At 56.9% G+C, this 17,752-nt stretch carries 19 protein-coding genes; 14 read left to right on the forward strand and 5 right to left on the reverse strand.

The window, feature by feature from the left end; translation table 11 throughout:
• Positions 1-75 precede the first annotated feature (75 nt).
• The 3 genes from Q0778_RS14005 (at position 76) to Q0778_RS14015 (ending at position 2,421) form a co-directional block, all read left to right on the forward strand.
• Positions 76-1,059 carry an alpha/beta hydrolase gene (locus tag Q0778_RS14005; protein ID WP_298336912.1) on the forward strand — a complete coding sequence of 328 codons (984 nt, stop codon included), beginning with the start codon at positions 76-78 and terminating at the stop codon, positions 1,057-1,059.
• Positions 1,056-2,180 carry an FAD-dependent oxidoreductase gene (locus Q0778_RS14010; protein ID WP_298336916.1) on the forward strand — a complete coding sequence of 375 codons (1,125 nt, stop codon included), beginning with the start codon at positions 1,056-1,058 and terminating at the stop codon, positions 2,178-2,180. The genes Q0778_RS14005 and Q0778_RS14010 overlap by 4 nt, the downstream gene beginning before the upstream one ends.
• Positions 2,181-2,244: 64 nt before the next feature.
• On the forward strand, positions 2,245-2,421 hold the full coding sequence (locus Q0778_RS14015; protein WP_298301622.1) for a YegP family protein: 177 nt from the start codon (positions 2,245-2,247) through the stop codon (positions 2,419-2,421).
• A gap of 62 nt (positions 2,422-2,483) precedes the next feature.
• Here Q0778_RS14015 and rnhA read toward each other — a convergent pair whose 3' ends face one another.
• The 3 genes from rnhA to ispH are packed head-to-tail and all read right to left on the reverse strand — an operon-like array spanning position 2,484 to position 4,940.
• Positions 2,484-2,945: a ribonuclease HI gene (rnhA, locus tag Q0778_RS14020; RefSeq protein ID WP_298301624.1), complete on the reverse strand. Its 462-nt coding sequence runs from the start codon at positions 2,943-2,945 to the stop codon at positions 2,484-2,486.
• A gap of 30 nt (positions 2,946-2,975) precedes the next feature.
• Entirely contained in the window at positions 2,976-3,944 is a 969-nt protein-coding gene (locus tag Q0778_RS14025; RefSeq protein WP_298336919.1) for a homoserine kinase, read from the reverse strand.
• 21 nt (positions 3,945-3,965) lie between these two features.
• A complete protein-coding gene (gene ispH, locus Q0778_RS14030; RefSeq protein WP_298301628.1) occupies positions 3,966-4,940 on the reverse strand; it encodes a 4-hydroxy-3-methylbut-2-enyl diphosphate reductase in 975 nt (324 codons plus the stop codon).
• A gap of 113 nt (positions 4,941-5,053) precedes the next feature.
• On the opposite strand from ispH, the gene Q0778_RS14035 reads away from it, so the two are divergent.
• From Q0778_RS14035 to tatC, 9 genes are all read left to right on the forward strand, one after another.
• On the forward strand, positions 5,054-5,704 hold the full coding sequence (locus Q0778_RS14035) for a hypothetical protein (RefSeq protein WP_298301630.1): 651 nt from the start codon (positions 5,054-5,056) through the stop codon (positions 5,702-5,704).
• Between the two features lie 162 nt (positions 5,705-5,866).
• Positions 5,867-7,615: an arginine--tRNA ligase gene (gene argS, locus Q0778_RS14040; RefSeq protein WP_298336921.1), complete on the forward strand. Its 1,749-nt coding sequence runs from the start codon at positions 5,867-5,869 to the stop codon at positions 7,613-7,615.
• Between the two features lie 43 nt (positions 7,616-7,658).
• Positions 7,659-8,375 (forward strand): SPOR domain-containing protein, encoded by a 717-nt coding sequence (locus Q0778_RS14045; protein ID WP_298336923.1) that lies wholly within the window; start codon positions 7,659-7,661, stop codon positions 8,373-8,375.
• A 116-nt stretch (positions 8,376-8,491) separates the two neighbouring features.
• Positions 8,492-9,514, forward strand: coding sequence for a beta-N-acetylhexosaminidase (gene nagZ / locus Q0778_RS14050; RefSeq protein WP_298301636.1), 1,023 nt, complete (start codon positions 8,492-8,494; stop codon positions 9,512-9,514).
• A gap of 80 nt (positions 9,515-9,594) precedes the next feature.
• The gene (locus Q0778_RS14055; RefSeq protein WP_298303340.1) at positions 9,595-10,380 is read left to right on the forward strand and encodes a ScpA family protein; all 786 of its coding nucleotides are present in this window, start codon (positions 9,595-9,597) and stop codon (positions 10,378-10,380) included.
• Entirely contained in the window at positions 10,380-11,054 is a 675-nt protein-coding gene (scpB, locus tag Q0778_RS14060; RefSeq protein ID WP_298336925.1) for an SMC-Scp complex subunit ScpB, read from the forward strand. The genes Q0778_RS14055 and scpB overlap by 1 nt, the downstream gene beginning before the upstream one ends.
• 116 nt (positions 11,055-11,170) lie before the next feature.
• Complete coding sequence (tatA, locus tag Q0778_RS14065) at positions 11,171-11,401, forward strand: twin-arginine translocase TatA/TatE family subunit (RefSeq protein ID WP_298301640.1); 231 nt, start codon at positions 11,171-11,173, stop codon at positions 11,399-11,401.
• A gap of 57 nt (positions 11,402-11,458) precedes the next feature.
• Positions 11,459-11,866: a Sec-independent protein translocase protein TatB gene (gene tatB / locus Q0778_RS14070; RefSeq protein WP_298301642.1), complete on the forward strand. Its 408-nt coding sequence runs from the start codon at positions 11,459-11,461 to the stop codon at positions 11,864-11,866.
• Positions 11,867-11,875: 9 nt separating this feature from the next.
• Positions 11,876-12,706, forward strand: coding sequence for a twin-arginine translocase subunit TatC (gene tatC / locus Q0778_RS14075; RefSeq protein ID WP_298336927.1), 831 nt, complete (start codon positions 11,876-11,878; stop codon positions 12,704-12,706).
• Between the two features lie 7 nt (positions 12,707-12,713).
• Here the strand turns inward: tatC and Q0778_RS14080 are convergent, their stop codons facing one another.
• Positions 12,714-14,357, reverse strand: coding sequence for an amidohydrolase family protein (locus tag Q0778_RS14080; protein WP_298336929.1), 1,644 nt, complete (start codon positions 14,355-14,357; stop codon positions 12,714-12,716).
• Between the two features lie 8 nt (positions 14,358-14,365).
• The gene (locus tag Q0778_RS14085; RefSeq protein WP_298336931.1) at positions 14,366-15,277 is read right to left on the reverse strand and encodes an NAD(P)-dependent oxidoreductase; all 912 of its coding nucleotides are present in this window, start codon (positions 15,275-15,277) and stop codon (positions 14,366-14,368) included.
• An 83-nt stretch (positions 15,278-15,360) separates the two neighbouring features.
• Here Q0778_RS14085 and Q0778_RS14090 point away from each other — a divergent pair, with 83 nt between their 5' ends.
• Positions 15,361-16,614, forward strand: coding sequence for a threonine ammonia-lyase (locus Q0778_RS14090; protein ID WP_298303342.1), 1,254 nt, complete (start codon positions 15,361-15,363; stop codon positions 16,612-16,614).
• A gap of 262 nt (positions 16,615-16,876) precedes the next feature.
• A complete protein-coding gene (locus tag Q0778_RS14095) occupies positions 16,877-17,722 on the forward strand; it encodes an arginyltransferase (RefSeq protein WP_298301649.1) in 846 nt (281 codons plus the stop codon).
• The last annotated feature ends 30 nt before the right edge of the window (positions 17,723-17,752 follow it).

The following is a 17,752-nucleotide window of genomic DNA, read 5'->3' on the forward strand; positions in this document are numbered from 1 at the left end:
AATAGTAACCACGATCAACCGCTCGGAACCTGCGCTTCATATATGGATCAACCAATCACACAGGCTGGCGCTAAAATGGCAAACGCTGATGCACCGATTGATCGGCGCTCAATCCCCCCAACTGCCACTGAGGGCACATGGGTTCTTGCGGACGGACATGCGGTGAGGCGTATTGATTGGCCGGGAGCACCCGTTGATGGGCAAGACGCTCGTAGAGGATCTATTCTGTTCATGCCTGGGCGGGGCGACTGTTATGAGAAATATCTAGAGAGCCTGGAAGAATGGCACCGAGACGGTTGGCGAGTGACGGCATCGGACTGGCGCGGGCAGGCTGGATCAGGCCGGCTGGGAGAAGACCCATTCACGGGTCACATAGAAGACTTCTCGATCTGGACCGATGATTTGGCGCACCTGTGGCAGCAATGGGTGCAAGAGGTGCCCGGGCCGCACATAATTGCAGGCCACTCAATGGGCGGACATCTGATTATGCGCGCGCTCGTTGACGGAAAACTGCAAGGAGGAACGCCGCCAGTCGCCTGCTTCCTAAGCGCCCCGATGCTCGGGATGAAAGGGCCACCCGTACCGTTCTTCGTGCAGCATTCCGTTGCAAAGCTCATGACCCTGATTGGCGATCCCACCCGTCAGGCATGGAAATGGAGCGAGAAGCCCGGAGAGCTTCCTGCTGACCGAATCAATCTCTTGACCCACGACCCCGATCGATATGCCGACGAGCAATACTGGCGTGACACGAGGCCCGAGTTGGTGATGGGCCCGGCAAGCTGGCGCTGGGTTGAGCGCGCCTATGCCTCTTGCCGTGTTCTGAATGCCTCTGGAGCAATGGAACGTGTGCGAGTACCGGTGCTTCTTGCGTCAACAGCTCACGACAAACTTGTCAGTCACGATGCGATTGCGCGAGCAGCTGATCGCCTGCCCAATGGGCGCTTATTTGTGCTTGGCGAAGAGGCTCATCATGAAATTTTACGCGAACGTGACGAAGTTCGTCGCCGCGTGATGGACGCGATTGGCGCATTCCTTGATGAGGTTGCGCCTCCTCAATGACGGCCATTTCGTACGATTTTGCGATCATCGGCGCGGGGATGGCGGGGGCTAGTCTTGCCGCTGAGTTAGGTCCCTTTGCAAAAGTCTTGCTGCTCGAAGCAGAAGATGTGCCCGGCTATCATTCGACGGGCCGTTCGGCTGCTTTCTGGGAAGAATGCTATGGTGGTCCCGGCATTGTCCCGCTCACGCTGCCCTCGGGCAATTTTTTGCGCGAGCACGGGTTTTTGCGCCGTCGTGGGGCGCTTTATGTTGGGCGTCAGGAAGACGGGCCAAAGCTTGATGATTTCGAACGGCGCTTCGCCGGCACGGGTGTCACGATTGAGCGCGTGGACGGCATGGCTGCTCGCGCGCACGTGCCATTCCTTCGCGATGAATGGTGTGACGGCATTTATGAACAGGCCTGTGCGGACATTGATGTGGCTGGACTTCATCAGTTCTACCTCAAAGCTCTCAAGAACGCCGGAGTAGAATTGAAGTGTCGTGCGCGAGTATTGCATTTGGAGCGGGGGCAGGGCGGTTGGCGGATCCTTACAACCAATGGCGACACCTACCACGCCACTCAGATCGTAAACGCTGCCGGAGCATGGGCGGACACCATCGCCAGGATCGCAGGTGCTCAACCCCTCGGTATCACTCCATTTCGTCGCACCGTTGCCCAACTAAGAGTGGGACAGGAAGCGCCCGAAGACATGCCGTTGGTGCTTGATATCTCGGGCAATTTCTATTTCAAATCGGACAATGGCCGCATTTGGCTCAGCCCGCATGACGAAACACCAACCGACCCATGCGATGCGGCGCCGGAAGAGATTGATGTCGCCAAAGCGATCAATCAGTTTGAGAGAGCAACCAGCTGGCGAATTGAAGCGGTTGAGAGGAGATGGGCTGGGCTTAGGAGCTTTACCCCTGACCGGCTACCGGTTTACGGTGCTGACCCGCTCGTGCCCGGTCTCCAATGGTTCGCGGGTCAAGGCGGCTTTGGCATCCAGACTGCGCCAGCGGCAGCAAGAGTGGCTTCGCAGGCAATGCTTGGTTTGGGCCGCGATGATCTCACTAGCGATATTGACGCAAAAGTTTACGATCCTTCCCGCTTTTACCGCGAGAAAGCTGCAAGCGCGATCTAGCCAGGCCTTTCTTGATCTGTATGATGTCCTTTGAGTTCACAACCATTTGAGAGGGTATCTGACGATGGCTCACAAGTTTGAAATCTACAAAGACAAAGCGGACGAGTTCCGCGTGCGGTTCAGCTACAACAGCGAAGTGATGTTTTCGACGCAAGGCTATTCCAGCAAGTCGTCGGCGCAAAATGCGATTGACTCGATCAAGAAGAACGGCCCAGGCGCGCCGATCGAAGACAACAGCTAAGTCTTAGGCTTAAACGATTTTCCAAACGGGCGCGCCGCACGACGGAGCGCCCGTTTTGCGTTCTAGGATTGGGGCGCCCGCGCGATCTGTTCCGCGGCATCGCTTGCAAGCTTGTCGACCCGCTCATTCTCAGCATGGCCCGCGTGACCCTTGACCCAGTGCCAGGAGATATCATGGCGCGAGGCGGCATCAATGAGATCATGCCATAGGTCCGCATTGCGAACCGGTTTCTTGCTGGCGTTAACCCAGCCACGTTTCTTCCAGCCGTGCACCCACTTTGTAATGCCATCAATCACATATTTGCTGTCAGAATAGAGATCGACCCTGCACGGTTCGATTAGCGCGTTAAGGCCTTGTATGACGGCCTGCATTTCCATCCGATTGTTGGTGGTCTCTGTTTCATTACCGGACAACTCTTTCTCATGCTGTCCCATACGCAAGAGCGTGCCCCATCCACCTGGGCCTGGATTGCCTTTGCAAGCCCCATCGGTGAAAATCTCGACGTGTTTGGTTGGTGTCCCCATAGCTAGGCTCCAATGCCTCACGATTGTGCTTTAGGCAAACAAATCAGCCCCATGATCATTGTAACAGTTCCAACGTGAGACAAATTGCATTGGGTCCTTGCGTGTCACCAATGCGTCCTCGGGCGTGTCAAGCCAGTCTTCCGCCCGGCTTGCGATGAACCGGATGGCAGCGCCCTTGGCGATCTCGGGCAACCATCGCCTTTCGTCATTGCTCAGCTTGCGGACACCTTGATAGCCTTCCAGCAATGCACCTCCCAATGCAGGTAAATAGTCACCTTCTTCATCGAAGCACCATGCAGCGTGGGTGATCGCCAGATCAAGGGCCATAGCTCCCGAACATGCGAAGTAGAAATCGATCAGGCCGGTCACTCTCGTTCCCAGCATCAGAACATTATCCGGAAAGAGGTCTGCATGGATTTGAGCCTGGGGCAGGGCGCTCAAATTGAGAGCAGCAGCAGTACGCGCAGGCTCCAAAATTGCTGGCAGGTCTGGGTGAATGGAGGCGAGCTGAGCGGCTCCGCACTTTTCCAGACTGGCAAGATTGTCCGCAAAACCCATTGTGTTCGCCCGTGGCAAGGCAAAATCCTGACTTGCATCGTGCATTTGCGCGAGCGTTTCTCCAACCGCGAAGGCTTGGGTCGCATCTGGCTTCGTCGGAGAGACCCCTGGCAAGAACTCGATCAGCGCAATCGCTTTGCCGTAAAGCATTCGAAAGGCTGCGCCCTCTCGGTCGTGGATGGTACGTGGAACTGGGCATCCCTTTGCGGAAAGGTGATCGAGTAGACCCAGAAAATAGGGCAGATCGCCAAGCTCAATGCGCCTTTCGTACATGGTGAGAATAAAGCGCGCACTCGCGCCGTCTTCGCCTTGAGTATCGATCAACCAGTTCGAGTTGGAAACACCTTCCGCAATCCCCTTCGCCGAGACGAGCGGACCAACAGGGTAGTGCGCGATCAGTGCGGCAAGCTCTTCTGCGCCAAGATTAGTATAGACTGCCACCTGCCCCCGCGCCTCTTAATTCTATTGCGTCAATTGGCGCGGCAGTTTGAAGACCATTTTTTCTTCGGTCGTCTTAATCTGACGCTCATTGATAGGACGCAATTTTGCAAGCGCATCAACGACCTCGCGCACGAGGACTTCGGGTGCCGAAGCCCCTGCGGTAAGGCCAACTGTGGTGACACCATCCAACCAACCAGGTTCAATCTCGTCAGCGCGTTGAATTAACTTGCCCGGTGTGCCCAGCCGCTCGGCCACCTCCACAAGGCGGAGCGAATTCGAGGAATTGGGCGCGCCAACGACCAGAACCAGATCGCAGTCTTTGGCCAGTTCCTTGACCGCCGCCTGACGATTAGAGGTCGCATAGCAAATGTCCTCTGCCTTCGGCCCGCGAATATTGGGGTATCTCCAAATGAGAGCGTCAATCACCTCGCGCGTATCGTCGACCGAAAGCGTGGTTTGCGTAAGAAAAGCGAGCGGCTCATCGCTGTCGAACGGAAGTTTGTCGACGTCTTCGATATTCTCAACCAGCGTCATTTGACCCGGTTCGACCTGTCCCATCGTACCAATAACTTCGGGGTGCCCTTCGTGGCCTACAAAGATAATATGTCGCCCTTTTTCGAGCTGGCGCTCAGCCTGACGGTGCACTTTGGAGACAAGCGGGCAAGTCGCATCGACATAAATCATATTACGCCGCTCGGCCTCAGCAGGCACCGATTTGGGCACGCCATGTGCACTGAATACCACAGGTGCATCGGTAGGCACTTCGTCCAATTCCTTGACGAAAATTGCACCTTTAGCCTTCAGGCCCTCAACCACATATTTGTTGTGAACGATCTCATGGCGAACGTAGACCGGTGCACCGTATCGCTCGAGCGCTTTCTCCACGATCTCAATTGCGCGGTCGACACCTGCGCAAAAGCCGCGTGGTGCAGCGATCAAGAGGTTGAGAGGCTCGGCCGTGGCCGTGTTCGCATTCTGAGTTATGGGCGCGTTCATACTACGCCCTCTAGCGCTTTGCTGCACGGCTCGCTAGGGCGTATGCCGGTTCGGATAAATTGCGCGAATAGGCCGCGCGCAATGACACACTTTTCACGGGATCAATTTTGACAATGACGCATCGCAAAACTGCCTTTACCGCACTCATTGGAGCCGCCGCGCTTGCTGGGTGCGCTGGCGAAGGCGATCTGGTGATCGATCAGGGCGTCGGGATCACCGCAGTTCTGTCGTCGTGCCCGGACGTCGGCATTCCGGATTTCACAGGCGATGTCACGATGTTCCGTGCTGCTGGTGATCAGACGCAGAGCAATCTCGATGTGAGCGCAGCGATGACAAACCTGCGCTCAACCTGCGACGATAGTGGCACACGTGTTTATTCAGAAGCGAGCTTTGATGTACTGGCCCGTCGCACGGACACGCGCGGAGCGCGCACTGTGACGCTTCCTTACTTTGTGACGGTGCTGCAGGGTAGCAGCGCAGTTGTGACTAAGCGAGTGGGCGAAGTGACATTGACCTTTGCCGATGGCCAGGACCGAGCGCAGGCCAGTGCAAAAGCAGGTTCATTTATCGACCGCGCAGCTGCGACCCTTCCTGAAGACATTCGCGAACGCATCACTCGTAAACGACGAGCAGGCGATGTCGATGCGGCGCTCGACCCACTGTCTGCTCCCGAAGTGAGAGCCGCGATCCAGCGCACGCGATTTGAAATGCTGGTGGGCTTTCAACTAACCGAATCGCAGCTGGCGTATAACGCCACACGTTAGGACTAAGTTTGCCCACCGGGGCGAACTCCTCGCGACGCAGGCAGACAATCTGCCCGAGCTGCCGACGACCGTTCGACCTCGGGACACTTTTGGTGTGGTTGATGCCGCGTCCGCCCTTTCCCTTTGTTCCTTTTTGTCCTTTGCGCTAACGGCGCACCCGAGATGACCGATATGCAGACCCTTTACACCGCTTTTGGCGGCACAATCGAAACCGCGCTCAATGCACTCGTCGCTGATGGTACGCTTCCGGAGGATGCCTCGTTCAAGAACGTGACGCTTGAGCCGCCCCGTGATCCATCACACGGCGATCTTGCAACCAATGCAGCGATGGTGCTCGCAAAGCCTGCTAAGACGAACCCGCGCGCGCTGGCTGAAGCTTTGGTGGCGAAGCTAGAATCTGCTGATGGGATTGCCGGGGCGGAAGTCGCTGGGCCTGGTTTTATAAACCTTCGGCTTGATGGTCAGGTCTGGTTAGATGAGCTGCAAGCGATCACTGCATTGGCCCATGCTTATGGTCGCTCAACCATGGGTGACGGGACCCGTGTCAATGTAGAATATGTAAGCGCCAATCCAACTGGCCCCATGCATATGGGGCATTGCCGGGGCGCAGTAGTGGGTGACGCGCTTTCAAGTCTGCTTGAATTTGCCGGCCATGAGGTCACGCGGGAGTATTACATCAACGACGCTGGCGGGCAGGTCGACACGCTCGCTCGGTCTGCGCATTTGCGGTATCGTGAGGCCCTGGGTGATACGATCACCATTCCTGAAGGACTTTATCCCGGTGATTACCTGATCCCGGTGGGCGAGGCGCTCGCCAAGGAATTGGGTGATGCGCATAAGGAGGCGCCTGAGGAAGAGTGGCTACTCCTGTTCCGCGAGCATGCCGTGAAGCAGATGATGGGGCTGATCAAGTCGGACTTGGCGCTTCTCGGTATTCACCATGATGTTTTTTCCTCGGAGGCTGCGCTGCATTCCGCAGGCAAGCCCGATGAAGCCGAGAAATGGCTGCGTGAACACGATCTTGTCTATGATGGCGTCCTTGAAGCGCCCAAGGGCAAAGCGCCTCCGGAAGATTGGGAGCCTGTGGAACTACCACTCTTTCGCTCGACCAAATTTGGCGATGATCAGGACCGTCCGATCAAGAAGTCGGATGGCAAATGGACGTACTTCGGGGCGGACCTCGCATATCACATGCAGAAGGCCGAAAGCGCTGACGAGCTTATAGACATCTGGGGCGCGGACCATGCGGGGACGGTCAAGAGGATCAAGGCCGCAGTCGCCGCATTGTCAGAAGGCAAGGGCAAGCCAACGCCCTTCGACGTAAAGCTGGTTCAGATGGTACAGCTCATGCGGGGCGGCGAGCCAGTAAAAATGTCCAAGCGGTCGGGCAATTTCATCACCATCGCAGATATGATCGAAGAGGTCGGCCGCGATGTGGTGCGCTTCACCATGCTCACCCGCAAACCTGACGCGCAGATGCAATTCGATTTTGCCAAAGTTGTTGAGGCGAGCAAGGACAACCCCGTCTGGTACGTCCAATATGCGCACGCGCGGATTCAGTCTACCCTGAGGAAAGCCAAGGAAGAAGAAGGGCTTGCGCCTGCTTTTGACTGTGTGAGTGAGCTCGGCGATGAGGAGATCGCACTGATCAAGCGGGCTGCACAATTCCCACGGGAAGTCGAAGCGGCTGCCAAGGCGCGTGAACCACACCGTATCGCGTTTTACCTCTACGACTTGGCAACCGACCTTAACGCCTTCTATTCCTTGGGTAACACTGATACTCAAAAGCGCTTCATTGTGAAACAGGACGCTGGTTTATCGCAGGCGCGGCTTTTCCTCGCCGCGGCAATCGGGCAAGTTCTTCGCAATGGCTTGCGCCTGCTTGGCGTGGAGGCAGTTGACAGAATGTAGGTCATCGGGCGGATATCGGCCCGAAGGTCAGGGGTATTGCGACGTGATTATCACCGCTGAATATGATGAAGTCGAAAGCACGGAAGGCGAGCTTGACCTGTCCGCAGACGACAGCCTGCCTTGGCTCGAAGCTGATGAGGACGAGGAAGCAGGCGGCGCAGATCACAAGCAGATAGTTGTGCTCCTTCTTATCCTGTTGGCCATTGGAGCCATTGCAGTTGGAACGGTATGGATCTTTGGCAGCCGAATGACCGAAGGCACTCAAGTCGCTGATGGCAGCGTGATCGAAGCGCCCGAAGGTCCAATCAAGGAGCGCCCAGAAGATCCCGGTGGCAAGGAGTTCGCTGGGACCGGCAATGTCGCTCCGGTGGTAGGCGAAGGCGGCGCGCCAGACGGCGTGATGAATACCGATGGCAATTCGGGGCCGGGTGAGAGCAGTGATGCGGACCCTAGAACGACAAGGTCTGGTAGCGCTGCTGGCGCCGGCGAAAATGCTGCTTCAACCGGTGCAACAACATCACGTAGCGGCGTTGGGGTGCAACTTGCCGCATACACCTCTCGCGCACGCGCTGAGCAAGGCTGGCAAGAACTAAGTCGCCGCACGGATGCGCTTTCGGGTCTGCGTTATCGGATTGAAGAGGGTGTCGTGGATATTGGCACGGTCTATCGCCTTCAGGCAGTGGCGGGCGACCGCGCGACGGCGGATCAACTCTGTGCCAATCTCAAGTCAGACGGCATCGATTGTCAGGTGAAGCCCTGATCGGTCAGAGGTTTCGAACACAGAAAAACCGATTCCAGGCGCTTTTCCCCCCGAAAAGACCACAATGGATGGTTACTGCGCTTGCCTGAGTGCGTGGTGGCTGCAAATCTAATAACATGGTTCCGGCGATATTCGGATGTTCTGGGCTCACGCTAACCGAGGATGAGCGCGCGTTTTTTCGCGACGCTGATCCTGCGGGGTACATCCTGTTTGGCAGAAACTGCGATAATCCAGAGCAATTGCGCGCCCTGACCGATGAGCTGCGCTCGCTTCATGGTCGCGATCACCTGTTGGTCTCGATCGATCAAGAAGGTGGGCGAGTGGCGCGTCTTCGGCCCCCACATTGGGCGGCATATCCTTCGGGTGAAGCGTTCGACCGGCTTTATCAACTTGCCCCGGCGAGCGCGATTGAGGCTGCACGTGCCGGTGCAAAAGCGATGGCCTTGGAACTCTCGGCCATGGGGATCACGGTGGATTATCACCCGCCCTTGGACCTTCGCCAAAATGGCGCTCACGATGTCATTGGTGATCGAGCATTGGGCAGCGGGTCGATGCAGATCGCGGCAATTGGCCGAGCGATCCTTGATGGGCTTGCAGCTGGCGGTGTCGCAGGCTGCATCAAGCATATGCCTGGCCACGGCCGGTCAATGGTCGACACGCATAAAGAAATGCCCACAGTCCACGCGAGCGTCGAGGAGCTGGAGGCTGACCTTGCGCCATTTCGTAAGCTCAACAACGCATTGATCGGGATGACGGGCCACCTCAAATTCCCTGTGTGGGACAAGAAGGCACCCGCTACGCTTTCTGAAACGATCATTCGTGACATCATTCGCGGAGAAATCGGTTTTGAAGGCCTGCTTCTTACTGACGATATCGATATGGAAGCACTGGATGGCAGCGTGCCAGAGCGGTCTGAACGTGCCATCGCAGCAGGATGCGATATCGTGTTGAATTGTTGGGCAAAAATGGACGATATGCTGGCTATATGTAAGCGTGTACCCGTCATGTCTGATGAGGCGGCTCACCGTCTGAACCGTGCTCTTGAAGGGACGTGCGTCGCAGAATCGATTCCATCTGAAGCAAATGAACTTCTCGCCAAGCGTGATGAGCTTCTTGCGCTGACGGGAGAAGCGGCATGAGCCCTCCTGTGATGTCTGAGAGTGATGATGGCTTCATGCTGACAGGCGGCAGCATGAACGCCTCCGAACCCGAAGCGATCATGCCCGATGGCTGGGACGATGATCCGGCCAAGCAGGGCGCGAAAGCCGGCGAGGAAGCGCTCTATCTTGAGCTTGACGGCTGGGAAGGTCCGCTCGACCTCTTGCTCGACCTTGCGCGGCGTCAAAAGGTTGATCTCAAACAAATTTCAATCCTTGCCTTGGTTGATCAATACCTCACTTACATTGAGCGGGCGCAGGACCTAAGGCTCGAATTGGCGGCGGATTACCTGGTCATGGCGGCTTGGCTGGCTTTCCTGAAATCTTCGCTCCTTCTGCCTAAAGACGAGCAAGAGGACCCGAGCCCCGAAGAGCTGGCGCTTCGCCTGCAGTTGCGGCTCCAACGTCTTGGAGCGATGCGCGAGGCGGCCGCGCGGTTGATGGGTCGTGACCGGATCGGACGCGACATCTTTCTACGGGGTAACCCAGAGGGGCTGCGGACAGATCGCAAGACCTTGTGGAAGTCCGATGCTTTCTCGCTGATCCAGGCATATGGTCAGGTCAAAGCCCGCACCGCGCCGCGCATCTATCACGTTTCGGATCGTCCGGTGATGACGCTGGACAGTGCGCTTGACCGGGTTTCCGCCATGCTCGGTGTGACGCTCGACTGGATGGATATTCGTGACTTTCTGCCCAAAAATGCTGAGCCCGAGCTACGCAAGTCAGTGCTTGCATCAAGCTTTGTGGCGGCGCTTGAACTGGCCCGCCTTGGACGGGCGGAAATCGACCAAGAAGGGGCATTTGAGCCTCTGCGCATCCGCCGCCTCAAACAGAAGGCTAACGCGTAATGGAACGCGAGAACCATGAACCTGATGAGATCGAACGCGGGCTGGAGGCGACATTGTTTGCCGCTGAAGAACCGCTGACGGTCGATCAACTCTCGGCTCACCTTGGCGATTGTGACAAGGGCGTTATTCGCGATGCGCTTCGGGCTCTTGCCCATCATTACGAGAATCGCGGCGTACACCTCGTTGAACGCGGAAAGCGTTGGCATTTCGAAACCGCAGTTGACATGGCGCATCTGCTTAGACGCGAGAAGGAACAGGTCCGCCGCCTTAGCCGTGCGGCGACCGAAGTGCTCGCGATCATCGCCTATCACGAGCCGGTCAGTCGTGCGGAGATCGAATCGATTCGCGGTGTGCAAACCAGTTCCGGGACGCTCGACGTTTTGATGGAGGCTGGCTGGATCAAACTGGCGGGTCGACGCGAGGTGCCAGGACGACCGGTGATTTACGCCACAACCCCTGATTTTCTTGACCATTTCGGATTGTCCTCGCGCCGCGATCTTCCCGGAATTGACGAATTGCGTGCTTCGGGTCTGCTTGATCCCGTTGACGAGGCTTTCGAAGAGGCAATGTCGGCAGATTCCGCTGAGGAAGAGGCTGTGAACGCTGATGAGGCGCATGAGGAATCCGAGTGCGCGCCCGCATCCGACATCCCTGCAACCTGCGAGCCGAATTGAGCTTCCAAGACAATTCCGATGAGAATTAAGGCTCTCACTGGCGTGAACGCGCGAGAATGCCTATGTTGTCATAGCAACACCCCTTCTTCGCAAAGGGCAATCAAGAGAGAATTCGCATGCAACCCGGTATTTGGCAGATCCTCATCGTCGCAATTGTCGTCCTGATTTTGTTCGGGCGCGGTCGCATTTCTGAGATGATGGGGGACTTTGGAAAGGGCATTTCCAGCTTCAAAAAGGGTATGACCGAGGAGCCGGCATCCAAGGATGCGGCCAAAGCTCAGATCGAAGCGCCTGCCAAAGACGCAAGCGAGGAAACCACCAGCGAGAAGAGCGAAACCTCCAGCTGATGCCCGCAATAGGCACGAGCCGCTTTTTCGCTCGCGCCTCTACAGGTCCTTTAGGCAATGTTTGACATCGGCGCAGCAGAGCTTCTGGTCATCATCATAATTGCGGTCCTCGTGATCGGGCCAAAGGATATGCCTTTGGCGATGCGCCATGCTGGGCGCTGGATCGGCAAGGTGCGCCGGGTTTCCTCACATTTCCGCACCGGGATCGATGCCATGGTGCGCGAAGCCGAGCTGGAGGACATGGAAAAGAAGTGGAAAGCGCAGAATGAGGAGATCATGAAGCGCTCCGCGACCGAGGTAGAGTCCTCGAAGGACGAGCCGTTGATGACTGGTCCGCCACCTGCCGCTGACGCGGAAAGCGCTGTCAGCGAGCCGCTTAAGAGCGTTGAACCGCCTCCCGCACCACAAAAACCGTCCCCAGTAGCCCCAACGCCGCCGGAAGCTCCGGCAGAAACCAAAGAGTAGGCGGTGCGAATGGCTTTCGAAATCAAGGATATCGATGAAACCCGCGCTCCACTGCTCGATCATCTAATCGAACTGCGCAGCCGATTGATGCGCGCGATATTCGCGTTGCTGATTGGTTTCGGCGTGTGCTTCTATTTCGCCGATCCGATCCTTGGTTTTCTGGTCCAACCCTTGAAGGATTCCTTTCCAGACGGCGAGGGGCAGTTGATCTTTACAAAGCTGCCTGAAATCTTCTTCGTAGAGCTCAAAATCGGACTATTCGCAGGCTTTATGGTGAGCTTCCCGATCATCGCTAATCAGCTATGGACCTTTATTGCACCGGGCCTCTATGCGCAGGAAAAGAAGGCTTTTCTGCCGTTTCTCATCGCGACACCAGTGCTGTTTATCGGCGGGGCGGCGCTCGCATACTATGTGGTGATGCCGCTCGCTTTCCTGTTTTTCCTTGGGTTTGGGGGAGAGGCTGGGGGGCTTCAGGTTCAGGCGCTTCCAGCAGCGGGTGAGTACCTCAGCCTGGTGATGCAGTTCATCCTTGCCTTCGGACTGACATTCTTGCTGCCTGTGCTGCTGATGCTGCTCCACCGTGCAGGCATTGTCACACGTGAGCAATTGGTGGCTGCTCGGCGCTACGTCATTGTTGGCATTGTTGCTCTGGCAGCAATTGTCACCCCGCCTGATCCGGGCACGCAGGTCATACTTGCTGTGCCCTTATTGCTTCTCTTCGAAGGCTCGCTTTTGCTCATGCGCCTGCAAGAAAAGACCATGCGCAAGAACAAGGCCAAAGAAGAATCAGAGGCTGAGGAAACGGCAGAACGAGCTGTCGGCGATCAACCCGCCGAATAGCGTCGGCCTACTGCGCGAAGACGCGCTCCCCAGCCAGATAGACCTCACGCACCTGAGTTTCCCGGATCTGCGTTGGCGAAGCAAGCATTGGGTCGCGGTCAACCAGGAGGAAATCGGCGCGTTCACCTGGTACCAATCGCCCGAACTTTCCTTCCGCGAAACCTGCGTAGGCCGCGTCAGAGGTGAACGCTGCGAATGCTTGTTCGCGGCTCACCGCCTCATGCGCACGCCAGCCGCCGAATGGTCGCCCGTTTTCATCGGTTCGACTGATAGCAACGGCGATTCCTGCAAAGACGTCTGCAGGCTCGACCGGAGCATCTGAGCCAAAGGCAATCCGGCCGCCCACATCAATGATGCTGCGCCATGCGTAAGCACCTCCAAGACGATCTTCTCCCAGCCGGGCCTCAGCCATGAACATGTCGCTTGTCTGATGAAGCGGTTGCATCGAGGCGATTGTGCCGTGTTCGCCAAAGCGCGGCAGGTCCGCTGGATCGACGATCTGAGCGTGTTCAATCCGCCAACGGCGGTCACCTGTGTAGCTTTCTGAAAGCTCTGCGATTGCCATCAGCACATCGGCGTTGGCCGCATCGCCAATCGCATGGATGGCGGTCTGAAAATTGTCGAGCGCTGCCCGACTCATCCGGTTGCGCAATTGGGCAGGCGAAGTGATCGCGATGCCGCGTGTCTTGGGCTCATCGTGATAGGGTTCTTTCAATGTCGCCCCGCGCGATCCAAGTGCGCCGTCCACATAGAGCTTCAGCCCGTTGAGCCGCAATTTGTCTTCGTAAAGCCATGGGGTAGGGCCGGGGCCACCGATAAGCTCCATTGCTTCGGGGCTATCGGCATAAGACATGATCCGGATGCGCAGATCTCCTTGGTCAGCAGCTCTGCGGAACGTCATCCAATCGACCACCGGCGTACCCATATCCGCAACAGCTGTGATGCCATTTGCGAGGAGCTTTTGCTGCGCCATTGCAAAGGCCGCATCGCGGTCCTCAGGGCGTGGGGGAGGGACGCTGTCTCCCACGAGCGGAATGGCATTGTCGACAAAAACGCCCGTAGGATTACCGCTCGCATCGCGGATGATCCGGCCACCATCCGGACTTTGTGTTTCAGGAGTGATCCCGGCGCGTTCCATGGCAAGGCTGTTCGCCCAATTCGCATGATTGTCGGCTCGCTCGAGCCAGACCGGGCGATCTGAGACCACAGCGTCAAGCTCCGCAGCGGTGGGGAACCGGCCAAGCCCCCATTTTTCCTGATTCCACCCGCGGCCGAGAATCCACGGGCGACCGGGATTTTCCTCAGCAAACGCCGCAACTTTGGCAAGCGCCTCTTCGAGGCTCGTGGTATCGGAAAGATCAAGCGTGAGAGCAGCAAAGCCAATATCCATAACGTGGACATGCGCATCAATCATTCCGGGCAGCATGATTTGCCCCTTACCGTCCATTGCAAAGTCTATGCCTTCAGGGCGCTCTTCGCCCCGTGTCAGGACGTGGGTGATGAAGCCCTCATCATCGAAAACCAGTTCGTTGAAGCGCTTGACCTCTCCTTGCTCATTGATGGTGATGCCGTCGACATTATAGACCACCGTGTCGGCGAGGGCGGGTGTGGCCAAAAGTGCGGTGCTTGCGGCAAGGATAGAACGGATCATGCGAGTTCTCATTTTGTGGTCTTTGCTTTGGGTAGTCGAGTAATCAGTGCGCTAGTGTCTTGGCGACCGCCTCCAGCGGACTGAACCTCTGCATAGAATTGATCGACGAGTGCCGAAATCGGTGACGAGAGGCCCAAACGCTTCGCTTCATCGAGCGCGTAGCCCAGATCCTTCCGCATCCAATCAATGGCAAATCCGAAGTCAAACTCATCCTTGGTCATCGTCGCCCAGCGATTGTCCATTTGCCAGCTTTGCGCTGCGCCTCTCGAGATCGCCTCATAGGTTTTCTCCAGATCAAGCCCCGCACCTTGCGCCAGCCGGATGGCCTCGGAAAGTCCACCTAGAACACCGGCGATGCACATTTGATTGGCCATTTTGGCCGTTTGCCCTGCACCCACCGGACCAACGTGAACGATTGCTTTGGCGTAGGGTTCCATTGCTGGGCGCGCGCGCTCTATCGCTTCATCGCTGCCACCGCACATGATTGCGAGTTGCCCGTTCTCTGCCCCCGCTTGCCCACCGCTGACCGGTGCGTCGACAAAGCCGATTGCGTTGGTCGCGCATATTCCACCAAGATGCCGTGCCATGTCTGCGGAAGTGGTGGTGTGGTCTATCAAGAGCGAGCCTTTGCTCATGCCCTCCAGAACGCCTTCGGCTCCGGTAGTCACACTGGCCAAGTCTTCGTCATTGCCAACACAAGTGCACACAACGTCAGCGCTATTCGCTGCTTCTGCCGGAGTCGCCGCAAAGTTGGCGGAAACTCCCTCTTCTTCCCAGCTTTTGCGCCAGGCTTCGGCTCGCTTAGGCGATCGGTTGTAGGCGGTAACTTCAAATCCGCCACGCGCCAGATGATCCGCCATCGGCCCGCCCATAACACCAAGGCCGATGAAAGCTATTTTCGTGGCTGTACTCATAGGCACGCTGCCTAATAGGTTTGGTACACATTTGCCAAGTCAATCGCGGTTGCTCTCCGGATTATGAAGGCTTAGTGCTCACCACCGTTATGAATGCACCAAACGCAAGTCTCACCGCGGGCCCTACGCCAGCTGATCTGACCATCGATGATGTCCGTGCAGCGGCTGCTCGAATTGAAGGCTCCGTTGTCAAGACGCCGATGATGCATTCGATTACCTTGTCGGAAATTACCGGTGCAGAGATCTGGCTGAAGTTCGAGAACTTGCAGTTTACCGCAGCCTATAAAGAGCGCGGCGCGCTCAACGCGCTGCTCAAGCTCAGCGATGAGCAGCGAAAGCGCGGGGTCATCGCGGCCTCCGCTGGAAACCATAGTCAGGGCCTTTCTTACCACGGCACGCGCCTCGGCGTTCCGGTGACCATTGTTATGCCCAAGACCACGCCCACCGTGAAGGTGATGCAGACAGAGAGTGTGGGCGGCACTGTCGTTCTCGAAGGTGAGACTTATGATGATGCCTACGCCCATGCCTGTGAGCTCAAAGAAGAGCGTGGGCTGACCTTTGTTCACCCGTTTGATGATCCCGATGTGGCAGCGGGTGCCGGAACGGTCGCCCTCGAGATGTTGGAGGCCAAACCCGATCTCGATTGCCTCGTAACCCCAATTGGTGGGGGCGGACTTATCTCTGGCATGTCGACCGTTGCGCACGCACTTTCGCCCGAGATTGAAATTGTTGGCGTGCAAGCCGGGCTGTTCCCGAGCATGTTTGCCAAACTCAAAGGCATCGACCGGGCTTGCGGTGGCGACACATTGGCAGAAGGGATTGCGGTCAAGCAGCCTGGTCACTTCACATCGCAGGTGATCGCCGAGCGGGTCGATGATATTCTGCTGGTCGATGAGCCCGAACTTGAAAAAGCGGTATCGCTGCTCCTCCAAATCGAAAAGACGGTTGTTGAGGGTGCAGGCGCAGCTGGATTAGCTGCCGTGATAGACAACCCCGAGCGGTTCGCCGGTAAGAAAGTGGGGCTGGTGCTATGTGGCGGCAATATCGACACGCGTTTGCTTGCAAACGTACTTTTGCGCGACCTTGCCCGGCAAGGACGGCTGGCGCGATTGCGCGTCACATTGCAGGATCGTCCCGGTGCCTTGTTCAAGGTGATGCGCTTGTTTGATGAGCACCATGTCAACATCATCGAGATCTATCACCAGCGCATCTTCACCACACTGCCAGCCAAAGGCCTCATTACCGATATCGAATGCGAGGCCCGGGATGCCGAGCAGGTTGAGCGGTTGGTCACAGCGCTGCGCGATGCGCGGTATCACGTAGATGTGGTCGAATTGAACTGAGTCGTGCCCATTGAGCGGTGCGGGACGACGCATCTAGGTTAGCCGCGGCACTTATTGTGCCACAAAGCGACGCGGCAAACGCAAATTGTGAATCATTGCTCCGAAGTGGTGCCTTTCTGCGTTCAGTGATGTGCAAAGTAAGACAATATTCACCCTGTTTCTTGGTTAAAGGTCTTTTACCCGCCCTCGCAAAAAGGCATAAGATTGTCTTAACGCGGCAATTGCCGATTCCACCTTTCGCCTAGAGGACAACGCCAAACCCGTGACGGCCCCGATCCGCTTCCCTCGTTTCTTCGTGACCAGTCCTGCGCCATGCCCTTACCTTCCGGGCAAGAGCGAGCGAAAGGTGTTCACTGAACTCAAAGGGGCACATGCGGATCAGCTAAACGAGGCGCTTGGTCGCATCGGCTTCCGCCGTAGCCAAACCGTAGCCTATCGCCCCAGCTGCCTTGATTGCCAGGCCTGCGTCTCTGTTCGCGTGGTGGCCGATGGGTTCAAACCTTCAAGCACTCAGAAGCGCGAAATTAAACGCAACCGCGATCTTATCGTGACCGAATGCCGTCCTTGGGCGACCGATGAACAGTTTGAGCTTCTCACCAAATATCTCAGCGTACGCCATCCAGATGGTGGCATGTCGACGATGGATGAGATGGATTATGCCGACATGGTCGAGCATACGCCCGTCACCAGTTCGTTGGTCGAATATCGTGAGCCCTTGGAGAATGGGGAACCCGGCCGATTGGTGGGAGCATGCCTGACGGATCGTCAGGGCGATGGCCTGTCGATGATCTATTCCTTCTATGATCCCGATCATGAAAGGCGCGCTGGCCTCGGAAATTTCATCATTCTCGATCATATTCAACGCGCGGCGCAAAGCGGTCTCCCCTATGTCTATCTCGGCTATTGGGTCGATGGTTCGCCGCGGATGCAGTACAAGGTCCGTTATCGTCCGCTTGAACAGCTTACCCGTGATGGATGGCGCCGGATGAGCGAAGAGCAGCAAAGCCAGTTGATTGCCGCAGCCACGGCCCCTCGCAACGAAAAAGATGGTGCGATTAAGGGCGCTCGGGGTAAAGACGGACAGCCTATCAAGTTCGCTGCGAGCTAAACTGCATTTGTTAAACTTGGGTGCGAGACT

It is taken from the genome of uncultured Erythrobacter sp. (genome assembly GCF_947502395.1).
In the GTDB taxonomy this organism is placed as follows: Bacteria; Pseudomonadota; Alphaproteobacteria; order Sphingomonadales; family Sphingomonadaceae; genus Erythrobacter.